Origin of the sequence: Aminobacter sp. AP02 (assembly GCF_003148805.1) — a bacterium.
Classification (GTDB): Bacteria; Pseudomonadota; Alphaproteobacteria; order Rhizobiales; family Rhizobiaceae; genus Aminobacter.
The window spans coordinates 136,773-150,546 of the sequence record NZ_QGGX01000001.1 but is presented as its reverse complement, the minus strand read 5'-3'; the positions used below and the strand labels follow the sequence as shown (position 1 = coordinate 150,546).

At 62.8% G+C, this 13,774-nt stretch carries 11 protein-coding genes; 1 reads left to right on the top strand and 10 read right to left on the bottom strand.

Annotated features, from left to right (window positions below; genetic code table 11):
- Positions 1-66 precede the first annotated feature (66 nt).
- The 3 genes from C8K44_RS00645 to C8K44_RS27650 form a co-directional block, all read right to left on the bottom strand.
- A complete protein-coding gene (locus C8K44_RS00645) occupies positions 67-480 on the bottom strand; it encodes a group II truncated hemoglobin (protein WP_109573820.1) in 414 nt (137 codons plus the stop codon).
- 177 nt (positions 481-657) lie between these two features.
- Positions 658-1,788 (bottom strand): RHE_PE00001 family protein, encoded by a 1,131-nt coding sequence (locus tag C8K44_RS00640; RefSeq protein ID WP_109573819.1) that lies wholly within the window; start codon positions 1,786-1,788, stop codon positions 658-660.
- Between the two features lie 103 nt (positions 1,789-1,891).
- The gene (locus C8K44_RS27650; RefSeq protein ID WP_199226976.1) at positions 1,892-2,065 is read right to left on the bottom strand and encodes a hypothetical protein; all 174 of its coding nucleotides are present in this window, start codon (positions 2,063-2,065) and stop codon (positions 1,892-1,894) included.
- 303 nt (positions 2,066-2,368) lie between these two features.
- Here C8K44_RS27650 and C8K44_RS00630 point away from each other — a divergent pair, with 303 nt between their 5' ends.
- Entirely contained in the window at positions 2,369-4,564 is a 2,196-nt protein-coding gene (locus C8K44_RS00630) for an esterase-like activity of phytase family protein (protein ID WP_109573817.1), read from the top strand.
- A 71-nt stretch (positions 4,565-4,635) separates the two neighbouring features.
- On the opposite strand, the gene C8K44_RS00625 is transcribed toward C8K44_RS00630, so the two are convergent.
- From C8K44_RS00625 to C8K44_RS00595, 7 genes are all read right to left on the bottom strand, one after another.
- Positions 4,636-5,436 (bottom strand): aspartate/glutamate racemase family protein, encoded by an 801-nt coding sequence (locus C8K44_RS00625; protein WP_109573816.1) that lies wholly within the window; start codon positions 5,434-5,436, stop codon positions 4,636-4,638.
- A 31-nt stretch (positions 5,437-5,467) separates the two neighbouring features.
- The gene (locus C8K44_RS00620; protein ID WP_109573815.1) at positions 5,468-6,220 is read right to left on the bottom strand and encodes an ABC transporter ATP-binding protein; all 753 of its coding nucleotides are present in this window, start codon (positions 6,218-6,220) and stop codon (positions 5,468-5,470) included.
- Entirely contained in the window at positions 6,217-6,978 is a 762-nt protein-coding gene (locus C8K44_RS00615; RefSeq protein ID WP_109573814.1) for an ABC transporter ATP-binding protein, read from the bottom strand. The genes C8K44_RS00620 and C8K44_RS00615 overlap by 4 nt, the downstream gene beginning before the upstream one ends.
- Positions 6,971-7,864 (bottom strand): branched-chain amino acid ABC transporter permease, encoded by an 894-nt coding sequence (locus C8K44_RS00610; RefSeq protein WP_109573813.1) that lies wholly within the window; start codon positions 7,862-7,864, stop codon positions 6,971-6,973. Before C8K44_RS00610 ends, C8K44_RS00615 begins: the two co-directional genes overlap by 8 nt.
- A complete protein-coding gene (locus C8K44_RS00605; RefSeq protein WP_109573812.1) occupies positions 7,857-8,750 on the bottom strand; it encodes a branched-chain amino acid ABC transporter permease in 894 nt (297 codons plus the stop codon). Before C8K44_RS00605 ends, C8K44_RS00610 begins: the two co-directional genes overlap by 8 nt.
- Before the next feature lie 99 nt (positions 8,751-8,849).
- Positions 8,850-9,941, bottom strand: a complete 1,092-nt coding sequence (locus C8K44_RS00600) for an ABC transporter substrate-binding protein (RefSeq protein ID WP_109574046.1) — start codon at positions 9,939-9,941, stop codon at positions 8,850-8,852.
- Between the two features lie 292 nt (positions 9,942-10,233).
- On the bottom strand, positions 10,234-13,713 hold the full coding sequence (locus tag C8K44_RS00595; protein WP_109573811.1) for an indolepyruvate ferredoxin oxidoreductase family protein: 3,480 nt from the start codon (positions 13,711-13,713) through the stop codon (positions 10,234-10,236).
- Between the last annotated feature and the right edge of the window lie 61 nt (positions 13,714-13,774).

The window sequence follows — 13,774 nt, the reverse complement described above, 5'->3', positions numbered from 1 at the left end:
CGGCCGCTTCGAGGGCGTCATCGGTTTTGCTGCATGACTTTGGGCCCTGGACGAAACGGCGCGGAACTAGTCCCGGTTGCGCGTCGTTTCGGCGGCAAAACCAAAATGGCGCATGAGGAGCGGCCGGAAACGATCGGCAATGCCCGCCTTTTCGACCGCGCGTTGCATGCATTTCAGCCAGAGGTCGCGCAATTCCGGGCCGATCTCGACATGCTCGTGTATTTCTTTGAGCCTGGAATGCCCGTGCTTCTGGACGTAGTAGCTCGGGCCACCGAAGAAGCCGCAGAGATAGTTGAACTGCTCCTCGCGGGAATGGGCAACCCCGTGGCCGCGCAGGTGCAGGACATGCAGCGGTGCCGCATCCTCGTCCTGCTCGACGATGTCGTAGAATATTTCCACAAGGCGGCGGATCGCTTCTTCGCCGCCGATTTCAAGGTAAAGTGAGCGCCCCTTCGGCTGCAGGCTTTCGTTCAAGGTCATCCTCCCCGGAAGCTTTCGCGGCAGCCACCTTGCGGGCATGTCGGCTGCGTGGGCCGTTGCCGGAAAGATCGCCGGGCCGCATCTCAAGCGGCCGATGAAAGCATCGGTTCATTTGGACGCCAGCGCCAGCGATTTAAGCGACCCGCGTCCCACCGCCGCAGGCTGGCTGCAAGCCACTCACATGATACCCCAGGCACGGTACCTGCCCCTGCCGGTGATCTCGCGCAGGTCGAGTTCGCCGATCAGGTTGAGCGCGCCGGCCGTCGTCACGCCAAGTTCCTTTTCGACCATGCCGCTGGAGACCAGTGGCCGCGACAGCACGAGGTCTATCAACTGAGGCAATTTCGATGTCGAGCGCCGGCCTTTGAGCCGCCTGTCCATCTGCGTCTTGGCCAGGATCAGCCGGTCGTGTTCCTTTGCTCCGGCCTTCGCGGTTTCGTAAACGCCGTCGAGAAAGGCCACCAGCCGCATCGCGCGGTCCCGCGAATGCCTGATCTCGCGCGGGATGATGCGCGCCCCGAAATAAAGTGCCGCAAGGTGCGCCGTCGTCGTTGCGGTTTCGCGCAGCAGTGCTTCGACGAGCAGGCGCCCGAGCCAGGGCGCATGCTGCAGCGGCGCAATCACGCTCCAGGCATCGAAGGCGACAGCAGCGCGCAGTAGCGGCGGCAGGCCTTCGCTTTCGGAAAGCGCTCGTTGCCAGGCCGCAAGTCGCTCGGGCTCGTCCCAGTCGGCGTCATAGATCAGCGGATTCTTGTCATCCGCACCCCGGCGCACGGTCATGACGGCGCGCGTGGCCGGCTGCTTTGCATCTCTGGGCGTCCGTTCGAGCACCGCCTGGGCACGGTCGAGGGCCGCGTCGAGCGCGGCCATTTCGGCCTTGAGCGTATCGTCGCCATCGTCTTCATCTTCCTCGCCCCCCAGCGCCACCTCTTGATATTGCGGCCTTGGCGCCACTTGTGCGGCGCCACGTCCGCACAATGTGGCAAGACCCTCGCGACCCAGCGCCCAGCTTGGCCTGTTGGCAAAAATCTGCCGCCTGAGCCGCAGGATCTCATGCGCCCGCGTAAGCTCGTGCGTCGGCGCGCGCAGGTCCATATGAGCGTCATGCAAAACCAGGTCTTCGATATGAACCAGTTCGCCATCGAGCCACAGCGACGAAACGGCATCGGTGAAATGACCGCGCTCGACAAAACCCTGTCCCACCGGCGAACGCGCGATACGCTCGTCGAGGCGCACCAGCGCTTCGCTCGCCCGCATCGCTGGGCCGATGAGGCTGGTGAGGGGCAAATCGGTCAGATCGTAGGTCATCGACCAACTAAACCTGAAGCGCAACTAAAGCGATAGAGGATGTCGCTTTATCACGGCGCAAACTCACGCGGCGGTGCCTCAACGTTGAGATAGCCTTGGGGACCTATGCTTGAATTGGCTGGCCAAGGTCCTCGCTGATGACTGAACGGCCTGCACCCGCCATGGTCTGCATGGCGCGGCGCACGCCGGGCATCTGCAGATCGCCGGCACAAAGCAAGCGCGCCGCCAGGCAGGCGGCTAGAGCAAGAAAATGGAGTAGGTTCGGTGCAGTTTTCATGGTCATCGCCGGTCAAAAGCCACCTGCCTGAAGCTTGCGCGGCTCCAGCACATGTTTCGGTTGTTTCCTGCGGAGTGCGTGGATGCTGACCCTACGAGCGGCCAAAATCCGAGTTCGACATATTCATATCATGAATTTAAGTTTCATCCTAGTGGATTCTATCGTTTGATTGCGAATAAGCGCAGCGCCTGGCAGGGCCAAGCTATCCACAGCTGTCACGAAACCATCATCAAGCTGTCATCGCGTTGAAATCTCGTTGCCCCAAACGAAGCTCGCAATTCCGTTCAGGCAAAGAGGTTTTCCATGTCCCGCAAGCTCCTGCTTTTGACGACCGCGCTCGCCGCGTCAGCTGCTTTCCCCGCAAATGCCGGCCAAGTGTTCAATCGCATTGCCATTTTCCCCGTCGCCACCAATTTGCCGGCTGATGTCGATGCGGCGACCCCGACCTCGTCGGAAATCATCGCGACCACCGAAGACGGCATGACGCTGGTCTATTCCGACAGCCCGTTGGGTGCGGTTGGTTTCATCGACATCACCGATCCGAAGGCACCAAAGGCTGGTGGCATCGTCAAGATCGACGGCGAGCCGACCTCGGTGGCCGTCGCGAACAAGAAAGTCCTGACCGGCATCAACACCTCCAAGAGCAAGCAGGAGCCGTCGGGCAACCTGACCGTCATCGACCTCGCCTCCAAGGCGATCGAGGCCTCATGCGACCTCGGCGGACAGCCCGACTCGGTAACGCTGAGCGCAGACGGCATGTTCCTGGCAATCGCTATCGAAAATGAGCGCGACGAAGAGCTGAACGATGGTGCCCTGCCGCAGATGCCAGCCGGCAACCTCAAGATCGTGGCGCTGACGGACGGCGTGCCAGACTGCGCCTCGATCAAGACCGTCGACCTGACCGGAATCGCCACTGTCGCACCGGAGGATCCCGAGCCGGAGTTCGTGGCCTTCAACGAAGCTGGCCAGATCGCCGTCACGCTGCAAGAAAACAACCATGTCGCCATCGTTGATGCGGCAACCGCCAAGATCGTTTCGCACTTCTCCGCCGGCGACGTAACGCTCGAAAACGTCGATACCAAGAAGGACGGCGCGCTGTCGTTCACCGGCAAGATCGAAAATGCTCCGCGCGAGCCCGATGCTGTGAAGTGGCTCGACAACGACCGTCTCGTCGTTGCCAATGAAGGCGACTACAAGGGCGGCGCGCGCGGCCTCACCATCTTCTCCAAGGCTGGCGAGGAACTCTATGAATCAGGTCCGTCCTTCGAATACCAGGCAGCAGCCGCCGGCCACTATTCCGACGCCCGCAACAAGAAGGGCGTCGAGCCGGAAGGCCTCGAATTCGCATCCTTCGGCGACCAGAAACTGATCTTTGTTGCGGCTGAGCGCGCCTCGCTGATCGGAGTCTACAAGGATACCGGCGCCGAGCCTGAATTTCTCCAGTTGCTGCCCTCGGGCATCGGCCCGGAAGGCCTTGTCGCCATTCCCCAGCGCAACCTTCTGGTCACCGCCAACGAAACCGACCTCGTGGAGGACGGCCTCGCGCGTTCGCATGTCATGGTCTACGAACTCGGCGAAGGTCAAGCCGCCTACCCGCAGATCACCTCCAGCTTCAAGGACGACGGCACGCCGCTCGGCTGGGGCGCGCTCTCGGGTCTCGTCGCCGATCCCAAGGAAGCCGGCAAGCTCTATGCCGTTTCTGACTCCGTCTACCGCTCGGCTCCGGCGATCTTCACCATCGACGCGACCAAGACCCCTGCCCTGATCACGGAAAAGATCATCGTCACCCGTGATGGCCAGCCTGCCCAGAAGCTCGATCTCGAAGGTATCGTCGCCGATGGCAAGGGCGGCTTCTGGCTGGCATCGGAAGGCCGCTCTGACAAGCTCGTCCCGCACGCCATCTACAACGTCAACGCCAAGGGTGAGATCAAGGAAGAGATTGCTTTCCCGGCCGAGCTCCTGACTCATGAGACCCGCTACGGTCTGGAAGGCATCACCACCCTTGGCGAAGGCGACGACTTGACGCTCGTCATGGCGATCCAGCGCGAATGGGCCGACGATCCCAAGGGCCAGGTCAAGCTTTTGGCCTACAAGCCCAAGGACAAGGAATGGTCCGCGGTGCGCTACCCGCTCGACGCTGCCGAAAAAGGCTGGGTCGGCCTGTCGGAGATATCAGCCCAGGACGGCAAGCTGTACATCATCGAGCGTGACAATCTGATCGCCCAGGAAGCCAGGAACAAGCGCGTCTATGCGGTGGCGCTCGACGGCTTCAAGCCGTCCAAGCTTGGTGGCGAACTACCTCTGGTAGAAAAGACGCTTGTGCGTGACCTGCTGCCAGACCTCAAGTCGGCGACCAATGGCTATGTCGTCGACAAGGTCGAGGGCTTTGCTGTTGATGCCGCTGGAGAGGCTTTCGTCGTCACCGACAATGACGGTGTCGACGACTCCTCCGGCGAGACACTGTTCCTGCGCCTGGGCAACATCGCCACGATCAACTGACCGCCCAACGCAACTGAAAACGATGAGCCGCGGCGGTGACGCCGCGGCTCTCGGATTTGCAGGTTGGAAAGTCAGCCGGCCAGCTTCGTGCGATAGAGCGTGCCAAGTCCTTCGATCGGCTTGTCGTAGCCACCGAGGCGCAGCATATGCCAGGCCATGGCATGGTTGCTCGAGGTCACCGGCTTGCCGAGCTTGACCTCGACCCGTTCGGCGATGCGGGCGACGCGCAGGCTGGTGCAGGAGACGAACACAGCCTCGCACTCTTCCGACGCGCCGACGTCGAGGATCGCCTTTTCGATCGCCTCGGTGGTGATGCGGGCGACGAGATTGTCGTCCGGCTCGTTGAAGGAGCCCATGACAGGGATCTCGAGCCCGCGCGCCATGAAGGCTTCGCGCAAGGCGTGGTTGATGGTGGCGATGTAAGGCGTCAGCAGCGCGATCTTCTTGGCGCCCATCGCCTTGAAGGCCGCGAGAGCGGCGGTCACCGGATCGGTGACTTCCACCCCAGGCATGACTTCCCTGACCCGCCTGGCAATCTGGGCCTCGCCGATCACCAACGAGCCTGATGTGCAACCGAAACCGATGACGTCGAAGCGCACATCCGGCAAGAGGCCGACGGTGCCCGGGATATCGGCCTCCATCTTGCGCAGATTGTCGGGCGTGATCTCGACCGGTGAATGCAGGCGCGCTTCGTAGAGCGCCACGCCTTCGGGCAAGGCGAAACGGAACTCGTCCTCGATCGTCTGGTCGGTGCGCAGCACCAGGAGGCCAAGGTTGGCCGACTGGCCAATACCGTTGTCGGTATCAAACGGAATGTTTTCGATGTTGGAGACAAGACCGGCTTTGCCGGCCTGATGTGCGGCGATGGTCATGATCTGCCCTTCTATGCTGGGAGGTGCTGCATCAGACTGCAGCGAACCGGGGTTTTCCCTCGGCGGCCGGGGGCTCACCGCCGAGGTAGAGATGGCGCATCGCTGGATCGGCCAGCAGGTCTGCTGCCCTGCCCTCGATCGCCACCTTGCCAAGAGACAGCACATAGGCCCTGTCGGCAACGCCGAGAGCCTCGAAGGCATTCTGCTCGACCATGACGATGCACATGCCGGTGCGGTCGCGTATCTCGGCGATCGCGGCAAAAACCTCATGCATCATCAAGGGCGAAAGACCCGCCGAGGGTTCGTCGAGCAGCAGCACTTTGGGGTTGGAAATCAGGGCGCGGGCGAGCGACAGGATCTGGCGTTCGCCGCCTGACAGAGCGGATGCCTTGCGCTCCTGCTTGGAGGCCAGTGAAGGATATTGCGCCATCAACTCGGCATAGCGCTCGTTGCGTTCGGCCACCGGCAGATGGCGGGCACCAAGCAGGATGTTGTCGGCAACGGTCAGTGTTGAAAACACATTGTCGGTCTGCGGCACGAAGCCCATGCGGTGGTTCTTGACCTTCTCGTGCACCGGAACGGCGCTGACGTCACGGCCTTCCATCTCGACCGCGCCGCCGCGCGGCCTGACGAAACCGGCGATGCATTTGAGCAGCGTGGACTTGCCACAGCCATTGGGCCCTAGAATGGTGACGATCTCACCGCCTGAAGCCGTAAGGTCGATGCCCTGCAGGATGTCGGGGCCATCGCCATAGCCGGCGCGCACTTTGTTGACGCGGATCATGCCGACACCTTCTGCTTGGCGACCGACTTGCCGAGATAGGCCTCGACGACGCGTTCGTTTTCGGTGAGCTCGCGTGGGGCGCAGTCGGCGATGATCTCGCCCCGATCGAGAACGATACAGCGGCCGCAAAGTTCACGGATGAAATGCATGTCGTGTTCGACTACCAGCATGGCGACGCCGCGCTTGTTAAACGCCTTGAGCAACTCGACCATGCGGCCGCGCAGCTGCGGATGAACGCCCGCCGTCGGCTCGTCGAGGCAAAGCAGCTTCGGCCGGCTGCGCAAGGCGACCGCAATGGAGAGCAGCTTCTTCTGGCCGCCCGATAGCGAGCTCGCCGGCTGGTGGGCAAGTGGTGCGAGCGCGAACTGTTCGATCAGCTCTTCGGCCTCGGCATCGTCGCTGCCTTTGCCCGTGAAGGCCTGGAGCAGCCCTGCGCCGTCGCGCGATCCGGCGCGCAGTACCTCGCGCACGCTCATGCGGTGCGGCATCGACGGCAGCTGGAAGGTGCGGACCAGACCTTGTCGCGCAATCTTGTGCGAAGGCATACCGGCGACGCTTTTGCCGAGGAAGAGGATTTCGCCGGCATCAGGGCGCGAAAAGCCGGAGACGATGTTGAGCAGGGTCGACTTGCCCGAGCCGTTCGGCCCGAGCAGGCCGACGATTTCGTCGGCACCGATACGGAAACGCACGTCACTCAGCACCTTGTGGGCGCCGAAAGCCTTGGCGACGCGCTCGGCGGTCAGGACAGCCTCAGCCATTTTGTTTGCCTCCGATACGTTCGGGGATCAGGCCCTGGGTGCGCCACATCAGGAAGGCGAGCAGGCCGCCACCGACGAGCGTCAGGCGCATGGCCGCGACATATTCCGACGGCAGGCCAAGCGCGTCCTTCACGAATGGCACGAAGGCGAACAGGAACTGCATCAGGATCGCGCCGACAATGGCGCCGAGATGGTTGCCCGAGCCGCCGATGATGACCATCGCCCAGATCAGGAAAGTCTCGGAGCTGACCAGCTGGTCGGGACCGACGAAGGTGATGTAATGGGCGAAGACGAAGCCCGAGGCGGCGGCCAGGACGGCGGCGACCATCAAGGTCTGCGTCTTGAGTGCAGCGAGGTCATAGCCGAGCGAGGCGGCAAGCTGCGGTTCTTCGCGCATCAGCTTGAGGGCAAGCCCGTAGCGGCTGGTCGTCAGGCGCTGGCACAGCCACCAGGCGGCGAGCAGCAAGACCAGGCACAGACCGAGCGTCATCAGCGGCCCCATGGGGCGCGGCATGTCGCCAAACAACAGCGGGATACCGCTTATGCCTTGCGCGCCGCCAGTCAGCCAGGCCTCGTTGTTGGCGAGGATGCGCAGTACCTCCGCGACAGCAAGCGTGGCGATGCCCCAATAGTCGGCGCCGAGATTGCGGCCGAGGCGGGCGAAGGCCGCCGCAACAACAACGGCGAAGACGATGCCAAGCGCGATGCCGGCGACCGGGCCGAGCTGGTGGGAGAAGGCGATGGCCGCACCATAGGTGCCACAGCCAAACAGGATTACCTGGCCAAAGTTGACCAGCCCGCCAAAGCCGACCTGCAGATTGAGGCTGAGCGACAGCAGCCCATAAAGGCAGGCCATGATCGCGACATGGATGAGGAACTCAAACACGCTTCACCTCCGAGACAAACAGGCCGTAGGGCTTGATCAGCAGCACCACGACGAGGAGCAGGAAGGATGCCGCGGTTGCGTATGCGGCGGGAATGAACAACACCGACTCACCGAAGAGCGGCCCGAAATTGACATTGGTGACCATCGTCTCTGCCGCGGCGATGACGACGGCACCGACGGCGGCTCCAAGCGCGTTGCCGAGGCCGCCGAGGATGGCTGCGGCAAACACCGGCAGCAGCATGTCGAGGCCGAGCTGGGCACTCATCTCGCCCTTGACCGACAGGCCGATGCCGCCAAGCGCCGCCATCACGCCGGACAGGAAGACAACGGTGTTGGTGACCTTGCGTGTGTCGATGCCAGTTGCGCTGGCAAGCACGGAATTGGTCGCGGTGGCGCGCATGCAGCGACCGAGGTCGGTGCGGAAGAGGATCAGTGCAAAGACGCCAATGGCGAGCGCGCTGATGCCGACTGAGATCAGCTGGTGCTCGGTCAGCCGCGCGCCAAGGAAACGCAGGGGCGGGTTGATCTCCAGCTCGAAGCGTTTGGGGCGGGGTCCGGCCGTGACCAGGAAGATCGCCGAAAACACCATGGAAAGTGCCAGCGAGCCGACCATGGCAATGGCCGAGCCTGCACGCAGCAACCGCTCGAAAACGACGACGTTGAGCACGACCGCGATGATGCCGACAAGTGCGCAGGCAGCGATTGCGGCAACCACCAGGGGCAGGCCAGCCATCTGCAAGCCAAGCGCCAGAAGTGCGCCGGTCGTCGCATATTGCACAAGTGCGACATTGGGAAAGCGGATCAGCGAATAGACGCTGCTCAACCCGATGGCGATCAGCGCCAGGTCGACCGCGCGGATCAGAACGTCGACGACAAACTGGACCATACTCTTTTCTCGTAAGGGGAATTCGGCGCAGCCTGAAAGGCGAGTGCGCAAAAGGGGCAGGCCTGGCGCCAGGTGCCGGCCTGCCCGGGCGACGTGACGTCAGCGCTGCTGGACGCCGTCTTCGATCTTCAGCTTCAGATAAGGCTGCTTGGACCGCTGGCGGTCGGCATCGAAGGTGATGTCGCCCGTGGCGCCCTTGTAGCCGTTGCCGATTTCCTTCAGCGCGGCACTGATCGCCTTGGGCGCGGCCGATCCAGCCTTTTCGATTGCGGCAGCGGCCATCATGACAGCGTCGTAGCCGTAGCCGTTGAAGCTGGTCTTGAAGGGCTCGTTGTACTTGGCCTTGTAGGCAGCCTCATAAGCGGCGCCATCGGGGCCGATGTAGTTCAGGTCGAGGCCATATTGGCCTTGGACGAACTTCGGGTCGGCATCGGAGGTGCACATCGACAGGTAGATGGCATACCAAGGCGTCGAGTTGATGCCGAGCTCGAAAGATTCGCGATTGATGGTCGCGGCTTCCTTGCCATAGGCCGAGTAGACATAGACGTCGGGCTCGCTGCGCTCCATCTGCTGCAGCTCGCGGCGGTAAGTGGTCTGGCCCTCGGTGTACATGACGGTAGTAACAACTTCACCGCCAAGTGCCGAAAAGGCCTTTTGGAACTGTTCGGCGACGCCTTGGCCATAGGCGTTGTTCGGAACAATCACCGCCGCCTTCTTCCATTTATTGTCGACAACGTCCTGGGCGGCGAAGCCGGAGGAGACGTTATCCAGGCCGATCAGCGAAAACGAGCCGTCGCCGAGGCCACGGATCTTGCCGCTCGACGAGCCGATGTTGAGATGCACGCGGCCTTCCTGAACCAGATACTGACCGACCGGAATGGTGATGCCGGAGGAGTACTCGCCGATCACCACCGGCACATTGTCGACGGTGACGAGTTTCTTTGCGGCATCAAGCGCCGACGGCGCACGGCCACCGGAATCCTCAACGATGACACGCAGCTTCTTGCCACCGAGCACACCGCCCTGTTCGTTGATCTTGTCGACAGCGAGCTCGATGCCGCGGCGCTGGTCGTCGCCGAGCGTCGCGCTCGCGCCGGACAGCGGCACCACGGCGCCAAGGACGACTTCCTGGGCCAAGGCAGGCAGGCTGCTCAACGCAAGACAAGCGGCAGCCAATAGGGCTTTATGCATATTCATCTCCATTTGTTTCGTTGTCGGCCGGGCCGCTACGTGGCGCCCGGTCCCCTCTTTATTGATGACATGTAGACACAGAATTTTTTATAAGTGAATACACATAATGATGCACTTTGCATTTTGTCTGCGCGGCAGCTGAAAAGCCCGGTTTAGCGGGCTTTTCATGGAGCTTTCGTGCTGCAATGCACAAGCGCGCAAGCAGCCTCCGCACCCCAGTTCGGACGCGGAATGGGGCGCAACTGGAGGGTGAATAGAAGCCTGCTTGGCCGCTATCGGACCGCGGCCGAAACTATTCGGCGGCGATCGTCAGCGGGCGCTGGTCGAGGGCCTGTTCAAGCGATGCCCATTTCGTGCGCGCCAGCTTGAGGTTGCGCGCCTTGACGTGACCGTAACCACGGATTTCCTCTGGCACTTCCGCAATCGCGACGGCGGTCGTCAGCTTGTCGGGCGTCAGCTGTACGAGCAGGCGCTCAACGCGGGCACGATACTCCACGATCAGTGCGCGTTCAGTACGGCGTTCTGCGCTGTAGCCGAAAGGATCGAGTGCGGTGCCGCGCAGGTGCTTGAACTTTGCCAGCAGGCCAAAGGCGCTCAGCATCCAGGGACCGAAGGTCATCTTGGCGGGTTCGCCTGTATTGGGGTCCTTCTTCGCCAAAAGCGGTGGCGAAAGGTGGAAAGTCAGCTTGCCCTTGCCATCGAAGGTTTCGGCCAGCTGCTTGCGGAAGGTGCCATCGGAATAAAGCCGGGCCACCTCATATTCGTCCTTGTAGGCCATTAGCTTGAACAGATAACGCGCGACAGCGTCGGAGAGCTTGCCTTCGGTGCCCGCCACGGACTTTTCGCGGGCACGCACCTTGTCGACGAAGGTTCGGTATTCGCCAGCGTAAGCCACACTTTGATAGGCGGTGAGGAAAGCTACGCGCCGCGACACGGCCTCGTCCAGCGTCTGCGAGGCGACACGATGCCCCAGTGGTGAGCTTGCTTGCGTCTTGGGCAACAATGCATCGACCGCAGCGCGGTCCGCAGCCGCAAGGCGGCCGAGGCGGAAGGCGGTGCGGTTCATCGCCACCGCCGCACCGTTGAGCTCAAGTGCCCTGTCGATGCTTGCCGACGATAGTGGGATCAGTCCGCGCTGCCAGGCATAGCCGACCATGAACAGATTGGTTCCAATCGAGTCGCCCAGAAGCTGTGTGGCGATCTGCGTGGCGGCAATGGTTTCGACCTGATCCGCGCCGGCGACATCCCTGACCACGCCGGCGAGCCCAATACCCTGGACGCGGAAGTTGGGGTCGCGGATGAAGGCGCCGGTGATCGTTTCCTCCGAGTTCAGCACTACGCGGGTCTTGCCGTTGGCGATGGCGCCGAGCGCTTCCTTGCCGGCGGCAACGACAAGGTCGCAGCCAAGCACGACATCGGCCGAACGCGATGAGATGCGCACCGCATGGAGGTCGTCGGGCGTCGGCGCAAAACGCAGATGGGTCGTCACCGGACCGCCCTTTTGCGCCATGCCGGCCATGTCGAGCGTCGAGCAGCCCTTGCCTTCGAGATGCGCGGCCATGGCCAGGATCGCGCCGATGGTGATGACGCCGGTGCCGCCTACGCCGGTGACCAGCACGTTCCACGGCGCTGTGAGTTCGAATGGCGTTGGCTCGGCGATAGGCCGCGCGGCGATCGCCTTGGGGTCGACGTTCCTTGGCCGGCGCGGCTTCACGCCTTCCACCGTCACGAAGGACGGGCAGAAGCCTTTGACGCAGGAAAAATCCTCGTTGCAGGACGACTGGTCGATGCGGCGCTTGCGTCCGAATTCGGTGTCGACAGGGGTCACCGACAGGCAGTTCGACTTCTTCGAGCAGTCGCCGCAGCCTTCGCAGACCAGTTCGTTGATGATGACGCGGCGCTCGACGCGCGGCTTGGGATCGCGCTTGCGGCGGCGGCGCTTCTCGGCGGCACAGGTCTGGTCGTAGACGATGCCAGACACGCCTTCGACCTCGCGCAATTCGCGCTGCACGGCATCCAACTCATCGCGGTGGTGGATCGAAACATTGGCCGCGAACGGCTCCTGCCCATGGTATTTCTCGATGTCGTCGGAAACCACAGCTATGCGCTCGACGCCTTCCGAACGAAGCTGGTGCGTGATGCGCTGCGGATTGAGCGTGCCGTCATGGCGCTGGCCGCCGGTCATCGCCGTCGCGTCGTTGAAGAGGATCTTGTAGGTGATGTTGACCTTGGCTGCGACCGCCGCGCGGATGGCGAGCAGGCCCGAGTGGAAATAGGTGCCGTCGCCGAGGTTCTGGAAGATATGGCGCGTCGGCACATATGGCGCCTGGCCGATCCAGTTGGCCCCCTCCCCGCCCATATGCGTATAGGTCGCGGTGTTGCGGTCCATCGCCTGTGACATCCAGTGGCAGCCGATGCCGGCCAGCGCGCGGCTGCCCTCGGGCACACGCGTCGAGGTGTTGTGCGGGCAGCCCGAGCAGAAATACGGCGTGCGCTGCACTGGCGCGAGGCTGGCGAGCTTGGCGGCATCGACGTCGGACAGCTTGCCGATGCGCTCGATCAGGTCCCGGTCTTCGACGAAGGGCAGGATGCGCGCGGCAATCGCCCGGGCGATCTGGATCGCGGTGAGGTCGTCATGCGCTGGCAAGACGATGCGGTTTTCGCCGTCGCGCTTGCCGAAGATGCGCGGCCGCCGCTCGGCCGGCATGTTGTAGAGGATGTCCTTGACCTGGCCCTCGATCAACGGACGCTTTTCCTCCACGATCAAAAGCTCTTCGAGTCCCGAAGCAAAGGCTGCGATGCCCTCGGGCTCCAGCGGCCAAACCATGCCGACCTTGTAGATCGACAGGCCAAGCTCGATGGCGCGCTTTTCGGTGATGCCGAGTTCGTCAAGCGCCTGACGCACGTCGAGATAGGACTTGCCAGTAGTCACGATGCCGAGACGGCGGCGTGGGCCGCCAAGCGCAACCCGGTCGAAGCGGTTGGCGCGGGCAAAAGCGAGCGCCGCCGGCAGCTTGAAATTGTGTAGCCGCCGCTCCTGTTCCTGCGGGCTGTCAGGCCAACGGATGCCAAGCCCGCCAGCCGGCATCTCAAAGTCCACGGGCGCGTTGAAAGCGATGCGGTCGCTGGCGACGACGATCGAAGCGGAGGAGTCAACCGTCTCTGCAATCAGCTTGAGCGCGCTCCAGCAGCCGGAATAGCGCGACAGCGCCCAGCCGGCGAGCCCGAAGTCCAGGATTTCCTGCACGCCTGCCGGATTGAGCACCGGGATCATCGCGTCCATCAGCGCAAATTCGCTCTGGTGCGAGGTGGTCGAAGACTTGCAGGTGTGATCGTCGCCGGCAAGCAGGAGCACGCCGCCATGCGGGGCCGAACCGGCAAGATTGCCATGCCGAAAGGCGTCGCCCGAACGGTCGACGCCAGGCCCCTTGCCGTACCACATGGCAAAGACGCCCTGCTTGTTGGCTTTTTCCATTAGGTTGATCTGCTGGGTGCCGAGGATCGCGGTCGCGGCGATGTCTTCGTTGAGCCCGGTCTGGAAACGGATTTCATTGGCTTCGGCAAACTTGCGCGCCTGAGCGAATGCCTGGTCGATGCCGCCCAAGGGCGAACCGCGATAGCCGGTGACGAAGCCCGCCGTGTCGAGACCAGCGGCACGGTCGAGCCTGTGCTGCACCATCGGCAGGCGCACCAGCGCTTGCGTGCCGGTCACGAAGATGCGGCCATCGTCCAGCAGATACTTGTCGTCGAGCGAAACTGCCGGATTGGCCATCTGGATCTCCTGGGCGCGGATGTCCGCCCAGGCACGGCCAGAACGGAACTGACAAGGCAGC

Coding starts and splice junctions, on each gene's coding strand:
- C8K44_RS00620 (WP_109573815.1), bottom strand. CDS start 6,220: ATGATCCGCGTCAACAAAGTGCGCGCCGGCTATGGCGATGGCCCCGAC.
- C8K44_RS00625 (WP_109573816.1), bottom strand. CDS start 5,436: ATGACCATCGCCGCACATCAGGCCGGCAAAGCCGGTCTTGTCTCCAAC.
- C8K44_RS00595 (WP_109573811.1), bottom strand. CDS start 13,713: ATGGCCAATCCGGCAGTTTCGCTCGACGACAAGTATCTGCTGGACGAT.
- C8K44_RS00615 (WP_109573814.1), bottom strand. CDS start 6,978: ATGGCTGAGGCTGTCCTGACCGCCGAGCGCGTCGCCAAGGCTTTCGGC.
- C8K44_RS27650 (WP_199226976.1), bottom strand. CDS start 2,065: ATGAAAACTGCACCGAACCTACTCCATTTTCTTGCTCTAGCCGCCTGC.
- C8K44_RS00605 (WP_109573812.1), bottom strand. CDS start 8,750: ATGGTCCAGTTTGTCGTCGACGTTCTGATCCGCGCGGTCGACCTGGCG.
- C8K44_RS00640 (WP_109573819.1), bottom strand. CDS start 1,788: ATGACCTACGATCTGACCGATTTGCCCCTCACCAGCCTCATCGGCCCA.
- C8K44_RS00600 (WP_109574046.1), bottom strand. CDS start 9,941: ATGCATAAAGCCCTATTGGCTGCCGCTTGTCTTGCGTTGAGCAGCCTG.
- C8K44_RS00630 (WP_109573817.1), top strand. CDS start 2,369: ATGTCCCGCAAGCTCCTGCTTTTGACGACCGCGCTCGCCGCGTCAGCT.
- C8K44_RS00645 (WP_109573820.1), bottom strand. CDS start 480: ATGACCTTGAACGAAAGCCTGCAGCCGAAGGGGCGCTCACTTTACCTT.